Origin of the sequence: Micromonospora sp. URMC 103, from assembly GCF_051386435.1 — a bacterium.
Taxonomy (GTDB): domain Bacteria; phylum Actinomycetota; class Actinomycetes; order Mycobacteriales; family Micromonosporaceae; genus Micromonospora.
Genome location: NZ_JBPQTR010000005.1, coordinates 1,972,490 through 1,991,881, shown reverse-complemented (window position 1 = coordinate 1,991,881; position 19,392 = coordinate 1,972,490). Strand labels below are relative to the sequence as shown.

The 19,392-nt window shown below is 70.6% G+C and carries 11 protein-coding genes, 1 tRNA gene and 2 pseudogenes; 4 read left to right on the top strand and 10 right to left on the bottom strand.

Going from position 1 to position 19,392, the window contains the following annotated elements; all coding sequences use genetic code 11:
* Window positions 1-400: 400 nt before the first annotated feature.
* The 6 genes and pseudogenes from ACSNOA_RS22385 to ACSNOA_RS22360 all read right to left on the bottom strand — a co-directional run.
* Window positions 401-2,851, bottom strand: a complete 2,451-nt coding sequence (locus tag ACSNOA_RS22385) for a transglutaminaseTgpA domain-containing protein (protein WP_436661107.1) — start codon at window positions 2,849-2,851, stop codon at window positions 401-403.
* 2 nt (window positions 2,852-2,853) lie between these two features.
* Window positions 2,854-4,119, bottom strand: coding sequence for a DUF58 domain-containing protein (locus ACSNOA_RS22380; protein ID WP_436662412.1), 1,266 nt, complete (start codon window positions 4,117-4,119; stop codon window positions 2,854-2,856).
* A gap of 14 nt (window positions 4,120-4,133) precedes the next feature.
* Window positions 4,134-5,129 (bottom strand): AAA family ATPase, encoded by a 996-nt coding sequence (locus ACSNOA_RS22375; protein WP_436661105.1) that lies wholly within the window; start codon window positions 5,127-5,129, stop codon window positions 4,134-4,136.
* Window positions 5,130-5,157: 28 nt separating this feature from the next.
* Window positions 5,158-7,788, bottom strand: coding sequence for a fibronectin type III domain-containing protein (locus ACSNOA_RS22370; protein ID WP_436661103.1), 2,631 nt, complete (start codon window positions 7,786-7,788; stop codon window positions 5,158-5,160).
* Between the two features lie 142 nt (window positions 7,789-7,930).
* Window positions 7,931-9,127 (bottom strand): hypothetical protein, encoded by a 1,197-nt coding sequence (locus ACSNOA_RS22365; RefSeq protein ID WP_436662411.1) that lies wholly within the window; start codon window positions 9,125-9,127, stop codon window positions 7,931-7,933.
* Between the two features lie 1,920 nt (window positions 9,128-11,047).
* Window positions 11,048-11,221 (bottom strand): annotated as a pseudogene (locus tag ACSNOA_RS22360) (tetratricopeptide repeat protein); the annotation flags it as partial.
* A 207-nt stretch (window positions 11,222-11,428) separates the two neighbouring features.
* Here ACSNOA_RS22360 and ACSNOA_RS22355 point away from each other — a divergent pair.
* Window positions 11,429-11,512 (top strand) — tRNA-Leu (locus tag ACSNOA_RS22355).
* Here the strand turns inward: ACSNOA_RS22355 and ACSNOA_RS22350 are convergent.
* Complete coding sequence (locus ACSNOA_RS22350; protein ID WP_436661101.1) at window positions 11,494-11,916, bottom strand: hypothetical protein; 423 nt, start codon at window positions 11,914-11,916, stop codon at window positions 11,494-11,496. The genes ACSNOA_RS22355 and ACSNOA_RS22350 overlap by 19 nt on opposite strands.
* Before the next feature lie 126 nt (window positions 11,917-12,042).
* Window positions 12,043-12,132 carry a hypothetical protein gene (locus tag ACSNOA_RS22345; protein ID WP_436662410.1) on the bottom strand — a complete coding sequence of 30 codons (90 nt, stop codon included), beginning with the start codon at window positions 12,130-12,132 and terminating at the stop codon, window positions 12,043-12,045.
* Between the two features lie 82 nt (window positions 12,133-12,214).
* Here ACSNOA_RS22345 and ACSNOA_RS22340 point away from each other — a divergent pair, with 82 nt between their 5' ends.
* The 3 genes from ACSNOA_RS22340 to ACSNOA_RS22330 all read left to right on the top strand — a co-directional run bounded on the left by ACSNOA_RS22340 (window position 12,215) and on the right by ACSNOA_RS22330 (window position 18,261).
* Window positions 12,215-13,102 (top strand): IS110 family transposase, encoded by an 888-nt coding sequence (locus tag ACSNOA_RS22340; protein WP_436661099.1) that lies wholly within the window; start codon window positions 12,215-12,217, stop codon window positions 13,100-13,102.
* A gap of 315 nt (window positions 13,103-13,417) precedes the next feature.
* Complete coding sequence (locus tag ACSNOA_RS22335) at window positions 13,418-14,317, top strand: IS110 family transposase (RefSeq protein WP_436661097.1); 900 nt, start codon at window positions 13,418-13,420, stop codon at window positions 14,315-14,317.
* 140 nt (window positions 14,318-14,457) lie between these two features.
* On the top strand, window positions 14,458-18,261 hold the full coding sequence (locus ACSNOA_RS22330) for an NACHT domain-containing protein (protein ID WP_436661095.1): 3,804 nt from the start codon (window positions 14,458-14,460) through the stop codon (window positions 18,259-18,261).
* 88 nt (window positions 18,262-18,349) lie between these two features.
* Here the strand turns inward: ACSNOA_RS22330 and ACSNOA_RS22325 are convergent.
* Together ACSNOA_RS22325 and ACSNOA_RS22320 are read right to left on the bottom strand one after the other, a co-directional pair.
* Window positions 18,350-18,619 (bottom strand): annotated as a pseudogene (locus ACSNOA_RS22325) (transposase); the annotation flags it as partial.
* A gap of 339 nt (window positions 18,620-18,958) precedes the next feature.
* Window positions 18,959-19,297, bottom strand: coding sequence for a hypothetical protein (locus ACSNOA_RS22320; protein WP_436661093.1), 339 nt, complete (start codon window positions 19,295-19,297; stop codon window positions 18,959-18,961).
* Between the last annotated feature and the right edge of the window lie 95 nt (window positions 19,298-19,392).

Here is a 19,392-nt window from a genome sequence, read left to right as displayed (position 1 = left end):
GTGACTCGGCGCGCGCATGTGGTAGCGATTGCCGGTGGCGTGGTTGCCGTTCAATCGCTATCCTTTCCGGACCCGAAGTCCGGACGCAGGCCAGCGTGGTCCTGCTGTCGGCGCAGGTCAAGAGGTATTCCCGGCGAAATCAGCGGAGCGGCAGCCGCACTCAGCATCTGCTACAACGCCGTTTCCGGTCACGCGACGGGCAGTGCCGGGAACCCCTTGTCGCGCAAGGTGGTGGCCGTATTTCCCCTCGTCAACTCGGGTGCGCCAGCAATTTCGGCAGGTTGCTTTCGCGCGCAATGCGGATTAGCGAACCTGTTGCGACTGGAGAGTCAAGCGACAGATGGTCATATAGCCTGACTTGGCGAGCGGATCGCCGTCCGGGCAGACGAAGGATGCAGAGTCAGCGACGCCAGCGGAGCGGGCCCGGATGAATGGGCCAGAGCAGGCGACGCCAGCGGGGGCGGGTGGCGCGCAGGGCGGCCACGTACTCCTGCGCGGCACCGGCCGCCCGGTCGGCCTGCTCCGGGCTCGCGGTGCCCGGCGCGAAGCCCACCTGGTTCAGCAGGTCGGCCAGCTCGTCGACGCCGGCGGCCTGCCGTGGCGGGTCGTCGCCCACGCCGGGCGGTGTCGCGGCGTCGCGGGCGCGCCGGGCCACCTCCGTGGCGGCCAGGTCGGGCCCGACCGGTCGGCCGGCCAGCCGCAGGGCGTCCGTCACCTCCCGCCAGGCGCCTGCGATGCGCTGGCCGGGGTCGCCCCGCTCGAGCCGCCCGCGGGTCAGGGACCGGCGCATCGCCAGCAGCGTGAGCAGCACCGCCCCCACCAGCAGCAGCAGACCGCCCGTCCCGCCGCCCACCAGCACCGGCGTCGGCACGCCTCCGCTGTCCGCCGGGCCGGCCGCGGCGGCCGTCGGCTCCGGTGACGCGGTCGGCTCCACGGTCGGCTCCGGGGCCTCCGACGGTGGGGGAGTCTCCGGGGCGGGACGGAAGTCCTCCTCGACGGGCCGGGGCTCCTCGTTCGGCCGGGGCAGCGGGTGGAACGGCACCCAGCCCAGACCGTCGAAGAGCACCTCCGGCCAGGCGTACGCGTCGCCGGCCCGCACCGGACCGTCCCCTGTGGACTCGAAGCCGACCACCACCCGGGTCGGGAGGCCGGTGAGCCGGCCGAGCACCGCGAACGCCGCCGCGAACTGCTCCGACGTGCCGCGCTGCCCCCCGCCGTTGCGGGGACCGAACAGGAAGAAGTTCAGGTTCGGGTACGCGTGACCGCTCGGCGCGTCCGCCACGAGGCGGTAGTGCTCGGCGAGGAACTGCTCGATCGCCATGGCCCGGGCGTACGGGGCGCCGTTCTCCTCGGCGAGTTGGCCGGCGAGCCGGGTCAGTGGCTCGGGCACACCGTCGGCCACCCGCAGCACCCGCGCCACGGCCTCCCCGGCCGGCACGTTCGCCGTGGCGAGCAGGTTCGAGTCCGGGCGCTCCCGGTCGGAGGTGACGGTGTAGTGGAGCCCGGGGGTGAGGCCCTCGGGGCGGATCAGCGTCCCGGTCGCCGGGTCGTACGCCACCCGCGCGCCGGTGACCTCGCGTGGGGTGGGCACGGCGGGCAGCAGCCGCCCGGTCAGCTCGGCGACGGTGATGTCCTGCCGTACCGTCTCGACGGTGCTGCCCGCGGCCGGGGTGGCGGCCGGCAGGATCCGTCCCGCGTTGCGGTAGGTGGCGCCGACCCGCCAGGTGACCCCGTCGTAGTCGCTGAGCACCGCCAGCCGGATGCGGAGCGGCTCGGCGGACGTGCCCTCCGTCGGCGCGTCGGCGTCGTCCGCCGGCTCGTCGCCCTCGGGGGACGGCGCGGCCCCCGCGGCCGGGCCGCCGGCCGGTTGGTCGACGCGTACGTCCAGCAGCTTCTGTTCGGGGTGCAACGCCCACCCGGAAATGCGGATCAGTGGGTTCTCGTCGAGCGTCTCCACCTGCGGCGGCTCCACGTACCGGCGCGGGTCCACGGGCCGGCCGTCGACCTGCCCGGCCACCATGGGCCCCAGCACGGCCACGAGGCCCACGACCACGACCAGCCCGAACGCCGCGCCGGCGGCGAGCCGGACCCGGACGGCCGCCCGCACCCCGGGCGTCAGACCGGCGGCCGGGTCGGCGGCGTCCGGCACGGCCCGTGCGGAGACCGCCAACCCCAGCGCCGCGACGGCCACGAGCACCACTGTCGGCCAGAGCGCCGGGGCGGCGTTCGGACCGACCACGTAGAGGGCGCCCGCGTACAGCAGCACGGGAGGCAGGTAACCGGCGAGCACCCGGCCGGCGCGCAGCGCCACCTCGGCGCCGGTCAGCCCGGCCAGCCACGCGGCCACCAGCGGCACGAGCACCGTGTCCGGTGTGGGCTCGACCGGGATCATCGCGGTGAGCAGGCGGGGGATGCCGTTGCGCGCGGCGTCCGCCGTCACCTCAGCCAGGCCTCCCGGCAGGTCGGCGTGAGCGGCGGCCAGCCGCAGCGACCAGAGCGTCCAGCCGGCCATGGCCAGCACCGACACCGGCGCGACCAGCCACGACGGCAGCCGCCGGGCGGCCACGCTGACCAGCACCGAGCCGACAGCCGCGCCGAGCACGAGCCGGGGCAGCAGCGGCCCGGCGTACACCCGGCCGAGCACCACGCCGGCCAGCGCCGTCATCGCGACCAGCGCCAGCGGCACGGGCAGCGACCGCAGCAGCGGCCCGACCCGCCGCCACCCGGCGCCGGAACCGCGCCGCGGCGCGCCACCCGTCGCGTCGATCGGGCCGGTGCCGGCCCCGGTCCCGCCGCCGCCCGGACCGGCCGCGTCGGCGCCGGACCCCGCCGGCGGCCGTCCGTCGCGCATCGTCACCATCGCCGGACCCCGTCCCACTCGGCCGCGAACTCCGCGCCGTCCGCCGCGTCGACGACCACCAGCCCGGCCGCGCCGGGCGGCGTCGGCTCCGCCGCGCCGAAGACCCCGACCACCACCGAGGGGTACGCGCCGCGCAGCGCGCCCACCTGCCCCAGGTCGCCCCGGCCACCCGGCCCGGTGAGGAAGACCAGCGTGTCCCCGAGGCGGTCGCGCCGCAGCAGGGACGTCGTGGCGCGCAACGCGTCGGCGTCGTCGACGAGGTCGGCCGCGGCGAGCCGGTCCAGCGGGCCGCCCGGGGCGGCGCCGGCGTCCGGCGCGACGTCGGCCGCGCGGTCGCCACCCCGGCGCAGCCGGGAACGCCACCCCGCCAGGGCACCCCTCGCGGCGGCCTTGCCGTCCTCGGCGGTCCCGCGTTCCGGCGTCGCCGGCTCCGGTACGACCAGCAGCAGGACCACCGGCAGGTCGGCCCGGAACGCGGCGGTGACGACCGACGCCGCTGCCTCGCACCCGGCCTCGAACGATGCGGCCACCCCGCCCCGACGTTCGGGATGCGCGGCGGCGCGGTTGTCGAGCAGCACCACGATCCGGGGCAGACTGGTGTCGACGTTCTCCCGCACCATCAGCTCGCCGACCCGGGCGCTGGTACGCCAGTGCACCCGACGCAGCTCGTCGCCGACCACGTACTCCCGCAGCGAGTCGAACGTGATCGACCCGTGCGGGACCGCGTCGACCCGGCCGTCGAGGCTGCGGCCAGCGCCGGTCGGCACCGCGGTGAGCGCGTGGATACGCGGGTGCACCCAGACCGGCACCGTCCCGCCGTACGGCCGCGAGAGCGCCACGAGACCCAGCGGATCCCGGCGGGTCACCCGCAGCGGCCCGACCCGCACGACACCCCGACGGCGGGTCGGCACGTCGTACTGGACGGTCGTGTCCCGGCCCGGACGCAGCCGCAGCAGCGGGACGGGCACCGCCTCGTGGCCGCAGCGGTCCTCGGCGAGCAGGCTCGCGGCCCGCAGCCGGCCCGTGTTGCGGACGGTCAGGGTCATGCTGGCCGCCTCGCCGCGCGCCACCCGGTCCGGCTCGGCGTGGCGCGTCACCTCGAGACGCGGCCGCCAGGCCGCCACCACGGCGGCGTAGCCGACAGCGGTGCCGGCGGCCGCGCCGAGCAGGGTCAACTCGGGGTACGCGAAGCGGAAGCCGGCGCCCAGCAGCACGACGGCGGCGACGAGCAGCCCGACCCCGCGGGCGGTGATCCCCATGCCGGCGCGGCCGGTCACCCCTGCACCGGGGCCGGCTGACCCGAGGGGAGCGGCACCGGCACCGAGGCGACGGCCTGGCGCAGCACCTCGGCGGCGGTCACGCCGCGCACCTGCGCGTCGGGGGTGAGCAGCAGCCGGTGCGCGAAGACCGGTTCCGCGAGCGCCTTCAGGTCCTCCGGCATGATCCAGCCGCGACCGTCGATGAGCGCGTACGCGCACGCGGCGCGGGTCAGCGCGATGACACCCCGAGGGCTCACACCGACCCGCACCTGCGGATGGGTGCGGGTGGCGGCCGCGAGCCGCACCGCGTACGCGTAGAGCGGCTCGGCGATGTGCACCCGCCGGGCCATCCGGACCATCTCGCCGATGGTGGCGGTGTCGGTGATCGCCGTCAGCGCCTCGGGGGAGCGGACGGTGGCCCCGCGCAGCACCTCCACCTCGACCGCCTCGTCGGGGTAACCCACGGACAGCTTCACGAGGAACCGGTCGAGCTGGGCCTCGGGCAGCCGGTAGGTGCCGTCCATCTCCACCGGGTTCTGGGTGGCCACCACGAGGAACGGCTGCGGCACCGGGTGGCGGACGCCGTCCACGGTGACCGTGCGCTCCTCCATCACCTCCAGCAGCGCCGACTGGGTCTTCGGGGAGGCCCGGTTGATCTCGTCTGCGATGACGATGTTGGCGAAGACCGGGCCGGGATGGAACTCGAAGCCCCGCGTGGCCTGGTTGAAGATCGTGACGCCGGAGACGTCGGAGGGCAGCAGGTCCGGTGTGAACTGGATTCGCCGCCACTGCCCCTTCACGGTGGCGGCGATGGCCCGCGCCAGGGTGGTCTTGCCGACCCCTGGCACGTCCTCCAGCAGCACGTGCCCCTGGGCGAACAGCGCGGTGAGCGCTAGCCGGACCACCTCCGGCTTGCCCAGCACGACCGAGTTGACGTTCTCGGCCAGCCGGGCGGCGAGGGCGGCGAAGCCCTGCACCTCCGGCTGGGTGAGCGGCTCGTGGGTGTTCACGTGCGTGGTGCTCCTTGCCTGGGGTGGATCAGCAGGTGGGCAGAACGTTGATGTTGTCGCCGCCCTCCAGGTTCAACCAGGCCCAGGGGATGTAGTTCTTGCCCTCGTACTCGACCTGAACCCACCAGGTGCTCTGCTTCTGGTTGTTGTAGATCCACGCGTCGACGTTTTCGCCCTGCTTCTTGCAGTACGCCTTCAGCCTCTTGCCCGGCTCCGCCCAGCCGACCTGCTTGGCGTTGTCCTGCCGCGCCACCGAGAAGATCTCGTTGCCGTTGCGGCCGTCCCGGTCGCTGTTGCAGTACGTGCGCTGGTCCCCGTCGGGACCGTTCTTGCAGGTAGCGATCCCGTACATCGGGCTGGTGTCCTGCGCGCGGGTGGCGGTGTTCTTACCCGCGGCGTTGGTCGCGGTCACCGTGAACGTGTATTTCGTGCCGGGCGTGAGGCCGGTCATCGTGATGCTGGAGCAATTGCCGGCCTTCGCGGGCTTGCCCGTCGTGCTCAGCGTGCAGGTCGCCTTTCCACCGCCGGCGTCCACCGTGAACGTCACCGTGGCGCCGGTGGTCGTCGCCGACGAGCCGGTCACCGTGACGCGCGGCGCGGCGACCGTGCGGGCGGTGGCGATGGCCTCCGCGCCCGGCCCGGCCTCGTTGACCGCCTTGACCTTGACGGTCACGTTCTGGCCGTTGCCCAGCCCGTTAACCGTGGTCTGCGTGTCGGTCACCTCGCTGGTGCGCCCACCCACGTCGACCAGGTACTTCGTCACCGGGCGGCCGTTCGGCTCGGCCGGCGCCCACTGCACCGAGACCGTGCCCGGCTGGTCGGCCACCGTGCTCGCCCGCAGCTCGGCCGGCCGCCCCGGCGCCGCGTACGGCACCACCGTGTTGCTGACCGGCGAGGCGGCCGACGCGGCGCCCTTGTCGTTGACCGACACCACCGTGAACGCGTACTGCGTGCCGTACTCCAGCTCGCCTGCCGGCACCACCAGCTCCGTCTTGGTCGACTCGCCCACCGGGGCGTTCGCGCCCGCCGAGGAGGCGGTCACCGCGTACCGGGCGATCGTGTTGCCCTGCCCGTTGGCCGCCGGCCAGCGCACCAGGACGGTGCCGTCGGGCCGCTCCTGCGCGGTGACGCTCGCCGGCGGGTCGGGGACCGCCGCGGTCGGTGTGACCGGGTTGCTGGTGCGCGACGGTCCCGCGCCCTTGGCGTTGACCGCGTGCACCGAGAACCGGTACGTCTCGCCGTTGGTCAGGCCCTTGATCTCCACGGACCGCTGGTTGGCGCCCACCTCGTGCTGCTGGCCGGCGCCCTCCACCACGTACTTGGTGATGGCCGCGCCGTTGGTGGGGGCCGCGCGCCAGCTCACCCGGGCCAGCGCGTTGCCGGCGGCGGCGGTGACGCTGCGCGGCGCGCCCGGCTTGCCGACCTTCGGCTTCTTCGGCGGGGGCGGCGGCGGGGCGACCGGCGGCGGGTCGCCGCCGAGCACGTCGTTGGCGTACTTGTCGACCTCGCGGACCTGGTGCTTGTCGTCCACCACCCGCGCGGTCGCCGAGCCGGGGGCGTTGATGAAGAGGTGGTTCTCCCGCACCTCCAGCTCCAACGGCCCGGTCACCTTGCCCTTGATCGTGTCGACCAGGGTGCCGTCGGCGGCGAACGAGTAGATGGTGCCGGTCGCCTCGTCGGCGCAGTAGAACCGGTCGGCCCAGGCGACCGCCGGGGTGAGCCGGTCGCCGTCGCCCGGCACCGTGAACGTGCCCGTCTCGCCGCCGCCCTCGGCCACGACGTGCACCTTCCGCTCGCCGGGCACCGTGACCGGCACCTTTGGCCCGCTGGTGCGCGTCGGCAGCGCGCCCGGTGCCGTCATCGACAGCTTCGTCGGCCGGACCGTGCCGCGCTGCACCGTGACCAACGCGCCGGCGGTGCGGTCGAGCACCGCGACGCCGTCGTCCAGGCTGGACACCACCAGCTCGTGGGCGGGCTCCGCCACGTCGTACGTCTCGATCTGCTTCGGGCTGAGGCCGCCGCCCGCGGCGGGCGACGACGGCGTGGCCGGCAGCACGGCCGCGGTGATCGCCGAGACCGTGCCCTGGCTCGGCACCGCGATCCAGAGTCGACCCTCGCCGTCGAACGAGCCACCGGTGATGCCCGGTGGGTAGCGGATCGGCTCGCCGACCGGCGACAGCGAGCGCGGGTCGAGCTGGCGGACCACGCCCTGCACGGCGTCCACCACGAACGCCGCGTCCTCGTGCAGCGCCACGTTGACGCCCAGCCCGGGCGTCGTGCGGGTGGTCGCCGTGATCTGCAGCGTGGCCAGATCCAGCGAGCTGACCTGCCCCGTGTGCAGATCCCGCAGGATCAGCATCCGGTCGGTCTGGGTGACCTGCATCGGGTGCTGACGGGCCTGCGGCACCTCGGTGCGGGTGTCGACGCGGGCCGTGACCCCGTTGACCCGGGCCAGCTCGCTGCGCGCCGCGCTCCACAACCAGGAACTCGCGTCGTAGTTGGCGACCGCGTTGTCGGCGGCACCGAGCCCGAGGACCGTCAGCCCCATCGCGGCGAGAAGCGCGGCCACCGTCGCGATGGTGACCAGACCACCCCGCAGCCGGGAGCGGCGTGGGGAGGTGCCCTGCTCGGTGCTCACGGCTTCGTCGCTGGTGGCCACAACCGGCTGCCTTCCGTGTCGTCGTGCCAGGTGGCGTCCCCTGCCGGCGACCCCTCCCCTGAGCCGCGTGCCATCATATGGGCCCGGTCACGGCCGGGGGAACCCGGACCGTCCCCCTGTGGACACCCAGCGTGCGCCCAGGTCAACTCGACGGAGTGCGTCCCTCGCGTTCCGTGCAGACCTGCCCCGACGTGGCGAACGTGTCCGTCGACCAGACGGCGAGCACGGTGAAGCAGTAGTCCAACCGGGAGTTCAACCCGTTGACCGTGTAGCTCTCCGTTCCCGGGTCCACCGTGGCCATCACGCCCAACGCCTGCCCGGCCCGGCCGCCCGCAACCATGAACGGCACGGCCCCCCGGGACGGGTCCGTCCAGGTCAACGTGATCGTGGTGGACTCGTCGCGCAGCCGCAGGTCACCCGGCGGCGGTCCGCTGGCCGTCGGCGCCGCCGCACGCGGCGACGGCGCGCCCGCCGGCGGCGTGCCGTCGCGCCCCAGCACGAGCACGCCGACACCGGCCACCGCGGCGACCGCCACCACGGCCGCCGTCACCGCCACGGCCACCGCCGCCCGGTTGCGGCCGCCCGGCGCCGGCTCGTCGAGCAGGGGGTACGCCGTCGGAGCCGGCTCCGGACGGTACGGCTCGACGCCGTACGCGCCCGGGTCGGTGCCCGCCGGGGGCGGGTAGGCGGTCGCGGGGTAGGTGCCCGAAGCCGCGGAGGTCCCCGGCATCGCGGCGGGCGCGCCGGACATCGCCGGGTGCGGGCCCGTCATCGCCGACGGCGTGCCCGCCGCAGCGGCGTAGGCGGCGGCCGGGGCGGGATACGCGTCCGAGGCCGCCGCCGGGTACGCGGCGGGATACGCGCTGGGTGCCGCGGCCGGCGCGGCCGGGTAGTCGTCCCGCGGGGCCGCAGATGCGGCCGGGTCCGCGACCGGACCGGCCGGCGGCGGGGCCGCGGCAGCGGCCGGTGCCCGCGCCGGCGCGACCTCGTTCCAGGGCCTCGGCTCGGGCTCGGGCAGCGGGGCCGGTGACACCGGTGCCGGCAGCAGGGTCGGCAAGCTGGGGTCGAACGAGTCGTCCGGCACGCCCGGGTCGATGGCCTCGGTCGACGTCTCGGCGACGGCCTCGCCTTCGCCGGTCAGGGGGAGCGGCTGGGGCGGAGCGGTGGCGCTCCAGGGCGGCGCCGTCAGGCCCCACGGCGGTGCCGGAGGCCCGCTCACGGGCTGACCGAAGCCGGGCGGGGCGCTCACCGGCGGGCCGCTGACCGGGTACGGATAGCCGGGCGGCCCGCTCACCGGCGGGCCGCTGACCGGCGACGAGAAGCCCGGCGGAGCGCTCACCGGCGACGAGTGGCCGGGCGGCGCGCTGACCGGTGACGGGTACCCGGGCGGGGCGCTGACGGGTGACGGGTACCCGGGCGGCGCGCTGACCGGCTGCGCCGGACCCGGAGGCGCGCTGACGGGCGCAGCCGTGTGTGGCGGGTTCTGGCCCGGGCCGCCGACCGGCGGCCACTGATCCGGTGGTGCCGCACCCGGCGCCAGATGCGCCGGCGGGGCGCTGACCGGTGGGTCCGCGGGTGACCGGGCACCCTGCTGCGCGGGCGGCACCGAGGCCGCGACGCCCGGCCCCGCCGGCGCATCCGGACCGGGGCCCTGGCCGGCCCTGACCCGCTCGATCTCCTCGGCCAACAGCGGCTCGATCTGCCGGACCTGGATCGTTGGCTTGTCCCAGCCCGGCGCGGACGGCTCACCTCCGACCGGGCCGCTCCCGGCCGTCTCCAGTCCCGATGCGGGTGCGGGTGCGGGTGCGGACGGTGCTGGCGGTGCACCGGGCTCCGGCCGCGGCCCGGGCAGACCGGGCGCCGCGGGTTGCCCGGCCGGTGCCGGCGGGACGGTGTGCGCGTGGTCCGGAATCGGGGGCACCGGCGGAGCGGCGGCAGGTGCCGGCGGAACGACCGGAGGCGCCGGCAGTACCGGGGGAGCGACCGGAGGGACGGGGGGCGCCGGTGGTGTGAGCGGAGCGACGGGAGGGGCCGGGGGCACCGGGGGAGCGACCGGAGGTGTCGGGAGCGCCGGCGGTGTGAGCGGAGCGACGGGAGGGGCCGGGGGTAGCGGCGGAGGAGCCGGGGCCACCGGCGGTGCGGGCGGAGCCGCGGGAGGAGCCGGCGTCGCCGGCGGGACCGGGGCGGCGTCGGGGCGCGCCAGCGGGACCCGGGCGGCGCCGGGGCGCGTCGACGTCGCCTGCGGGGCCGCGGCAGGCTCGGCTTCCACCGGTGTCGCGGGCGCGGTCGGGGTCGGGGGCTGCGGCGCCCACGCGGACGGCGGCGGGGGCACGGGCGCTTCCGCGCCGACCGGTGCCGTCGGCGTGGCGAGGCCGGGGCCGTTGGGCCACTGCGACGGCCCGGGCGGCGCTTGCGGAGGCAGGGACCGGGCGGCCTCGGCCGGGGGCGGTGCGGCCGGTCCGGTCCGCGGCGGTGCGGGCGGGGCAGCCTGCGGCGGCACGGGCCAAGCGGCGTCCGCATGCGGAGCCCACGCCGAGTGAGACGGCCCGGGTGAGGGCGGCACCGCCGACTGCGGCGCGGGCGGGATGGGGGGCGACGCCACCATGCCAGCGGGCGGCGGTGGGGGTCCGGCTCGGAGAGGCGGCGGCGGCGTGTAGGCGCCCGGCTGAGGCGGTGCGGAGACCGGAGCGTACGCGGCGGCCGACGGTGGCGCCCAGGGTGACGAGGGTGACGAGGGCGGCGCCTGCGCCCCGGCAGGTCCCGGCTGCGCAGGCGGTGACGCGGGGAGCCCGCCGGGCGACGGCAGGCCGGGAGCGGAGTGCGTGACCGGGGGAGGAGGCAGGGCACCCGGCTGACCGGCCGGTGGCTGGACCTCCGGCGACGGCGGGGACGGTCGCCGGACCGGTGAGAGCGCGGCGAACGCCATGGTCGGCCCCGACAGGGCCGCCATCGCGCTGTCCTGGCCGAGAGCGGCCGGGTGCCCCGGGGCGGACGCGGTGGCGGCGGTCGGGTGGCCCAGGTAACGGCGTGCGGCGCGTACCGCCGGGTGGTCCTCCCCGAGCACGGCGGGGCCAGCGGTGGCGACCCGGCCGTAGTTGCGGCGCGCCTCGTGCCGGTTGCCCAACTCCTCGGCGACCCCGGCGAGCTCGTAGCTGAGCGCCAGCATCAGCGGGTCGGCGTCGCTCCAGCGGCGCTCGCCGGCAGCGTACGCCTCCTCCAGCACCCGGCGGGCCGCTTGCGGGTCGTCGGCCTCCCGGTGGAGCCGGGCCAGCAGGTGCGCGGTGTTGAGCACGTCCGGATGGTCCGGCCCGTACGGCGGGCGGGCGGCTCCGACGGCCTCGGTCAGCAACTCACGGGCGGCGGTCAGGTCGCCCGCGGCGCGCAGGGCGAGGGCCCGGTGCTGTACGGCGGCCAGGGGAGAGGGATGGGACACGTGGCCATGCTGCCGGTAGACCGGCTCCGGACGCTACCCGGCGCTCGTGGCGGCGCCGGGAGCAGGACGGATGCGGCACGAGGCGGCGAGGGGGAAGGCGATGTGCATGATCCACCAGGGCCGTGTACAGTAACTCCCCGTGCGGCCCGCGGGGCCGGTTCCCGGTATCGAGATCACCGGGGCTGGCGCGGTAGGCTGGACGAGCAGGTCCGGGTGGCGGAATGGCAGACGCGCTAGCTTGAGGTGCTAGTGCCCGTATAGGGCGTGGGGGTTCAAGTCCCCCCTCGGACACAAATCAAGACCCCACGGTGTGCGCTGAGATCCATTTCGGCGCGCGCCGTTTGCGTTTCCGGCTGATAGATGAGCCGGAGCCCGAATTGCCGGTAGACCTCGGCCTTGTCGACGGGGTCGGCGTCGCGGAGCACGGTGACGATGTCCCCGAGGGCTTGGACCACGCTGGTGATCTCTGCTTGGCTCATTCGGCGTGTTGCGGCGGAGTCGGCCGTGTGGAGATCGTCTTGTGCGCGTGTCCGTTCGGCTTGTGATTGGGCGATCCAGTTGCTGACGACTGAGGGGTCGGCTCCGGCGTCGAGCGCTGCCCGGTAGCGCTCAAGTTTCGCGTCGCACTCTGCGATGGTCGTCTGAGCGGCGGCAACGGCGGGGGAGGGCTGGTTGGCCAACTGGGCGCCCGCCATCGCGGTGATCGTCGTTTCGAAGTGGTCCGGAGCGAACGCGGTGGCGAGCCAGGTGTCGAGTGGGTCGGTGAGGGGGTCCTCGCGCAGGTAGACGTTGCGGGGGTGGTCGACCTCGTTGGCGAGGGCCTATTCCTGGGGGAAGCGGCAGCAGTAGTAGGGGGCGCCGTGGTTGTACTGGCCCTGCATGCGGCGTTGGCAGGCAGCGCAGTAGATCAGGCCACGGAAGATGTACGGGCGGGTTCGCCGGCGAGGCCAAGACCGACGCCCGTGACGCGGTGGTCATCGCCAACCCGCCCGGATGCGGCATGATTTCCTGCCGGTCGAGACACCGGCGGAGCTGATCGCCAAACTCGCGCTGCTGGTCGCGCACCGTGCCGACCTGGTCGAATACTGGGTCCGCACCGTGAATCGGCTGCGCCGGCTGATGCTCGGACTCTCCCCGGTGTTGGAACGGGCGCTGACCTTCACCAACGTCGCGACGCTGATTCTGATCAGCGCTCATCAAACGCCCGAGCAGATCCGTGCTGCCGGACGTGAGCAGCTCATCGCACATTTGCGCCGGCACCGGGCTGTGATCGCCGTCAAGGTCGCCGATCAGGCGTTGGCCGCCGCGGCTGAGCACGACCTCAGCCTGCCTGGACAGGACACCGCTGCTGCACTCGCCGGTGAGCTGGCCACCCACCTGCTGCAACTGCACCAGCGCATGAAGAACACCGACAAGGCCATAGAGCAGGCGTTCGCTGCCCACCCGCAGGCCGACATCATCCGCAGCCTGCCCGGCATGGGGGCGCTGGCGGCAGCGGAGTTCATCGTCGCAGTCGGGGACCTCTCGACCTTCGCCAGCCCTGATCACCTCGCCGCCTACGCCGGTCTGGCGCCGGTGGCCCGTGACTCCGGCAAACGGGTCACCAACCTACGCCGGCCGCGGCGCTACAACCGACGGCTGCGCCACGTGTTCTACATGTCCTCGCTCAGCATCCTCCGAACCAACGGCCCGAACCGGGACTACTACCAGCGCAAACGCGCCGAAGGACGCAAGCACCAACAGGCGCTGATAGCCCTCGCCCGCCGCCGCGTCGACGTGCTGCGTGCCCTGCTACGCGACAACCGCTGCTTCCAACTCCAACCACCGCCAGCGCCGTCAGCACCCCGCCCACCGCACCGCCCGCTTGACAACCGCCATTGAGACTCGTCCGGAAGGGCGCTCCACCTTGTCACCCTGGCCCTGGCCCGTTCCACGGTGTGTGGGTCGGCGGCAGACAGTGAGGATGGTGGGGTGGGTCGCCGGGTTGGTCTGACTCACCGGCAGACCGACGGTTGCTGTCCTCATCCCGATTCGTCGGCCAGCTCGGTGGCCTCGGCGGCTGCATGTCACCGGTCAGGCGTCGTGACTTGATAGGAGCCTGTGCGAGAGGCGCCCGCCACTGTGTTGTCCGCATCGCTTGACCGGTGACGTGTCCAGGTGTTCTCGACTCGACCGAGAAGGGCGGACCTCACCAGCATGGCAGCCAAGAAGCGATCGGTCATCGGTGGTGTCGACACCCACCGCGACACGCACCACGCCGCCGTCATCGACAGCACCGGCGGGCTCCTGGGCGACGCCGAGTTCCCGGCGACCACCGCCGGCTACACCGATCTGCTGGCCTGGATGCGCTCCTTCGGGCGGGTCGCGGCCGTGGGCGTGGAGGGAACCGGCAGCTACGGGGCCGGGCTGGCCCGCTATCTGACCAGCAAGAAGATGGCCGTCGTGGAGGTGGACCGGCCTGACCGCCGCGCTCGTCGCGCACAGGGCAAGTCCGACCCGATCGACGCTGTCGCCGCCGCCCGGGCTACCCTCGCCGGCACCGCGATGGGCACCCCGAAGACCCGCACCGGGCCGGTCGAGGCGATTCGCGCCCTCAGGGTCGCCCGCCGAGGAGCGGTCAAGGCCCGCACCGCGGCCCTAAATCAGATGCGCGGCCTGGTCGCCGCCGCCCCCGAGCCTTTGCGAGCCCGCCTGACCAGGGTCAGCGCCACCGTGCTGGTCAACCGGTCCGCCGCACTGACCTACGACCCGGCCAGACTTCACGAGCCGGAGCACGCCACCGCCGCAGCCCTGGTCGGGCTCGCCCGCAGGGCCACCGCCCTCACCGAGGAGATCACCACCCTCGACCGGCAGGTGACACCCCTCGTCCAGAAAGCGGCGCCCCGCACCACGGCCCTGTTCGGTGTCGGCCCCGAAGTCGCGGCCCAGCTGCTCACCACCGCCGGCGACAACCCAGACCGACTGCACTCCGAAGCTGGAGCCGCCCTGACGCCCTGGAAGCGCCCTGATCTTGCCGCAAGTCGATCAGCTATCGGCTTTACGCCGCCTACAGGCGGGTCTGCCTCCCGTAGTCGAGGGGTCGCGGTCGGTGGTTGAGCTATGGGAGGGTACAAGCCGTGGGTCAAGCAGCACAGACCGGGCCGCAGGCGCTCAAGCGCCGCCGCCGTCACGCTCCGCAAGTATGCGTCAACCCATTGCCACATAAGGAAAACGCCACCGACACTCTAGGACCGCCCGTGCCGTACGACTATGAAAGCCTCCTCGATGAACATTTCCAGCAGTTCTGCCAGAGTCTGTTAATTGAGGAGTTTCCGGACCTTCAGTGTCTGCCCGTTGGCATGCCAGATGGTGGGCGTGATGCCGTGGCAGGCGACGGCGGTGGCGGCAAGATAATCTTTCAAGTCAAGTTTGCGAGGAATCCGTCCAAGCTTCAGGAACCGGTGGCCTGGATCGCAGACGCGATCGGTCGTGAGCGGTCGAAGGTGCTTGAGCTAGTAAAGCGAGGAGCGACAAAGTACATCATTATCTGCAACCTTCCCATGACGTCTCATCTTGACGTCGGGCGATACGACAAGGTGCAGAAGTATCTGGACGAGGCGCTACCTATTCCGGCTCAATGCTGGTGGAGGGAGGACCTTGACCGTCGGCTCGATCCTCGGTTTTACCTGAAGTTGCGATTTCCAAGCCTGTTGCACGGACCCGATTTGCTCGCACTATTCTGGCAAGCTATTAACGGCGGGGAAGCGCCGCAACGCCGAGACAGGGCACTACGGGCATATCTTGCCCGACAGTTCGAACGTGAGAAGGATATCCGCTTCAAGCAAGCCGAACTCGCTGCCGCTCCGCTATTCGATCTGTTCGTTGATATACCGATCTCCTTCGACGTGCCGGACCGTCTTCGGTTATCGCCCGAAGAGAATTCACCAGCAGTTCGGGCGTACTCCGTCAAGACGGAATCAATGGTCACGGAGGCGGGTCGAGAATATCTTGGCGCCTCGTTTGATCCAGAAAAGGTTGTGGTTATCGACAATCAAGATGGGTCGAAGCTACTTCACATTGTGGAGGCGGATGCGCATGACGACCAGTTTATCGAAGTAAGGGTAGGCGCGGCCGACCTGATCTTCGACCCGGCGATGTCGCACCTCCTTGGACCCGTCGTGATCGAAGGCGCGCCCGGTCAAGGCAAGTCCACACTCACTCAATATCTGGCCCAGGTCCAGCGTGCCAAGATACTTGGCCACCCCATCTTGGCGAACCTGCCAACCAGGCATCGGATAGCGCCCGTTGCGGTGCCGATCCGTCTCGAGCTAAGGCACTTTTCGCGCTGGCTTAGTGGTCTTAATCCTTGGGACGCCGCCGAAGAGCGCCACGGCAAGGAACCGAATCTCGAATCAGCCATCAGCTATCACATATCACGGTTCGGTGGTATACCATTCGATCCCTCTGATCTGTCTGCTGTTCTTTCCGCAACACCTACCATCCTTCTTCTAGATGGCTTGGACGAGGTTGCCGATCTAGACGACCGTTCGCGGGTGATAGAAGAGATAGAAGATGCAACAGCCCGCTTCTCGACCTATGCGAAGGCGTTACAGGTAATTGTCACGACGCGGCCGACGGCGCTCGCTGGCTCGCCCATCGTCTCTAAGGACAGATTTACCTATCTCAGCCTTGCCTCAATACCGAGGCCGTTGGCCTTCTCCTATGCAGAGAAGTGGATCGCGATACGCCGACTCAACCAAGATGACGCGACCGAGCTGAAGGATATTCTGGCCGAGAAGTTGGCGGCTCCCCATATGGCCCTGCTAGCCCAGAACACCATGCAGCTCTCGATCTTGCTGAATCTTATCTTTGCCAGGGGGGCGGCCCTTCCTGATCAACGCACAGAGCTTTACGACACATACATAGACATCTTCTTCGCTCGCGAGTCCGAAAAAAGCCAGACTATAAAAAAGCACCGTAAGCTGGTTTTGGCGATTCATTACTTCCTGGGCTTTTATCTCCACTGTCAAGCTCAGGCGAATGGCCGCCATGGTGCCATCCCCCTTGAGCATCTAAAGGAGGTTCTGACTGAATTTCTTGAGAAGGAAGGTCGCTCTACCGAGTTAGTCGATATCCTGTTCAAGGAGTCCCTGGAGAGAGTCGCCGCGCTAGTATCGCGAGTGGAAGGAACTTACGAATTCGAGGTCCAACCCCTGCGCGAATACTTCGCCGCCAAGTACTTATATGTGACCCGCCCATACTCTCCCGCTGGTAGGCCCCGTCGCGGGACGCTCCCTGATCGCTTCGACGCGATTGCCGAAAGTCCCTACTGGTCGAACGTAACACGGTTCTTCGCCGGGTGTTTCGATAGTGGTGAGCTGATGGGCCTTGCGGAGAGAATTTCTTGGCTGGCGCGAGAAGGCCACCTCCGTCGGCACCCCTACCCCCGGATGCTTGCATTAGCGTTGTTGCAAGATTCGGTCTTCACGCAATCGGTGCGTGCAACCAAAGACGTCGTAGAATCAATCATGGGAGATGACGGATGGCGTCTCGTATTGCCATCTTTCGCCCGGTATAGAAGCTTCTTCGACTTGAAGTCGCTGGGACTTGCTCCCGATGCCGGGGCTGACCACATGACCAAATCGGCCTGGGGCCGGCTAGCACCTGAGCAAATCCAGACGGAGCGTTCTGTTAGGCTCGCTAGGATCATTCGCGAGAACTCGGAGGAGTTGGACCGCAAGAATTGGTGGAAGGCAGAGATTCCGGCCAAAGTTGAAGCTAACTGTCTCAAGGAATGGTTGCTGATCGGTCGGGATCTCCGCATTCTTCATTGTCTAGACAAAGCTGAGACGGCTGAGCTTATCGGACTCGACCCGTCACCCTCAACTCTCTCAAGTCTGTTGGACGGCGGTAGCGCGCTTGACACTCATCGCTTCGATGTAAGAAACTCCTTGCGCGCTTGCCTCGACTACCCCACTCTATTCACTCCGCTATCTCCCATTCGTACCCCTTTGCAAGAGTTTTCGGCCTTGGCTCATGGTGGCACATGGTCGAGGTTGCTAAACCAAAAACTGTTCGGCGAGATCCGCGCCTATCCGATGCAAGTGCTACGCGAGACTCCCGGTGCTGAGCACGATGAGCTGCGCTGGATCGAGCGGCTGAACATGCAACTGCGGCTGGCGTCAACCGAGGAACTGGCAGATAGCCTTTCGCCGTGGAATGACGTCATCTCTCTCATAGAAACGTCCTTTGGTTCGAACCGCACGACACTCGAGCTGGCAGTGATGGCAGCGGGTGGTACTAGCTACAGAAGTGCCGGCAGGAGCCGGGACGAGCTGCTCGATCCGGCTCACCCGCTTACTGCAAGATTGTGCGGCGCGCGAGTCCGCGCAAAGCATAGCGATTGGTGGGAGGCGCAACTTAAAGGCTCACGGTCCCCCGTCGACAGATTTCTGGTAACGCTTGCCAACTACGCGTGGGCTGACCCGCAGGTTATTGCGTCGCAGGTCCATGTCATCGACGCGATTGTTCGCAGCCTCGATCTTCAAGTAGCGGAAGCCTTGACACACGCTGCAAAACGCTCGGCACGTTACTCCAGGAGAGCGCGGAAACTCTTACGCGTGCCAGACGCCGACCTGGCCGGGCTTGCGCCGGCAACTCTCGCGTTCCTGTCTCATCGGCTTCCCTTTTCTCCGGTGGTAGTCGAAGTTGCAACAAATTTGCCTCCGGAGGGGCGTCGCCCCTTCATCGCGACCGCGCTGGTCGAGATGCTTTTGTCAGGCCTCAGTGGTAAGCCGAATCGGTCCGTTGGGGATCCGGAGATTGTTTCTGCAGTGGCGGCGATGCATGACCTCGGTGGCAGAGCAGATCTGCACACGATTCTGACTTCTCTGCGTGAGGTAAGCGCGGTCACCAAGCCGGCAGCGCATGCGATTCTTGCGAACTTGCATTCGATGCCTGACAGGCTAATCGGACTCGCGGTTGATTTCACAAGTAGGCGACCGTTGCCGCGGCCCAATGTTCAAACGTTAGCGAGGCGGGACGGGTGGTTTGATGTGTGATCGGGCCGATACCCACGACTCTCGGGTCGCCCAGCGGCAGCACAAGAGACCGAGCTGCCTTCATGCCATCCCGATGCTCCTATGGAGGTCAAGGGGCGAGGGCGGCGAAGTCGGCGCGTAGGGCGGTGTAGACGTCGCGGACGATGTAGCGCTTCAGGCAGCGCAGGATTTCCTGCTTGCTGAGGCCTTCGGTGATGCGTCGTTGCAGGTAGGCGCGTGTGCGTGGGTCGTAGCGCATGCGGCAGAGTGCGATGGTGTGCAGGGCGTGGTTGGCGCCGCGGTCGCCTCCGCGGTGCAGGCGGTGGCGGCGCACCCGTCCAGAGCTTGCGGGGATGGGTGCTGCGCCGCAAAGGTGGGCCAGCGCCGGCGTCGGACGCCACCCGACGATGACCAAGGTCAACCAACGGTGCCAGATAAACAACCAGCTCAGAGCCTCGATCAAGGCTCTGAGCTGATGGGCGACGGACGAGTCGACTGTACGCCGGATTCTGTCGCACAGGCCTGGCTACGTTCCCGTCATGTTCCGGTAGAGCCTCACAGAGCACCGGATCAGACTGGACCCGGCCGGACACAACGAGAACGGCCCCGGGGCGCGTTTCCGCAGCTCACGGGGCTGTTCTCGCACCTGGTGGCGGGTAGAGGATTCGAACCTCTGCAGCTTTCGCGACGGATTTACAGGCCGCGCGCTGCTGACCGGTCACGGCACGAGGTTCCCAGCAGTGCTCAAGACAACGCCGAGGGCCAGGAAGGCCACGGTGGCCAGTGCGCTCCGAGCCGCCGAGCGACTGATGGCCTCTGTGATCAGAGTCCGCACGAACAGCACATCACCCCAAGTCATGTCCGGTTCAACGCCCCGCGCTCGGCGGTACTCGTCGGCCTTTTCAGCGTCGCCCCTGTGGCGCTCCCACGACTCTCGGATGATGGCGACGCGTCTTGCCGCTCTCCTGTAGGCCAGGACGGCAGAGCCCGTCGCGATACCGAGGGCGAGGAGCTCTAGGCCGCCGCCGACCAGCGACAGCCACTGCCCGCATGTCATGGGGCCCATCTTGCGGCACCTGATCAAGCCCACAGGCCGGGGGATCGCGTGCAGCGAACGTGCAACTTGTGGCGGTGATCACCGGCCAAGAGCGG

What these genes read in the sequence shown, in the direction of transcription:
- ACSNOA_RS22385 (WP_436661107.1), bottom strand. Translation starts at nt 2,851, where the DNA reads ATGCGCGACGGACGGCCGCCGGCGGGGTCCGGCGCCGACGCGGCCGGT.
- ACSNOA_RS22380 (WP_436662412.1), bottom strand. Translation starts at nt 4,119, where the DNA reads ATGGGGATCACCGCCCGCGGGGTCGGGCTGCTCGTCGCCGCCGTCGTG.
- ACSNOA_RS22335 (WP_436661097.1), top strand. Translation starts at nt 13,418, where the DNA reads ATGGCAGCCAAGAAGCGATCGGTCATCGGTGGTGTCGACACCCACCGC.
- ACSNOA_RS22320 (WP_436661093.1), bottom strand. Translation starts at nt 19,297, where the DNA reads ATGACATGCGGGCAGTGGCTGTCGCTGGTCGGCGGCGGCCTAGAGCTC.
- ACSNOA_RS22350 (WP_436661101.1), bottom strand. Translation starts at nt 11,916, where the DNA reads ATGGCGGGCGCCCAGTTGGCCAACCAGCCCTCCCCCGCCGTTGCCGCC.
- ACSNOA_RS22340 (WP_436661099.1), top strand. Translation starts at nt 12,215, where the DNA reads ATGCGGCATGATTTCCTGCCGGTCGAGACACCGGCGGAGCTGATCGCC.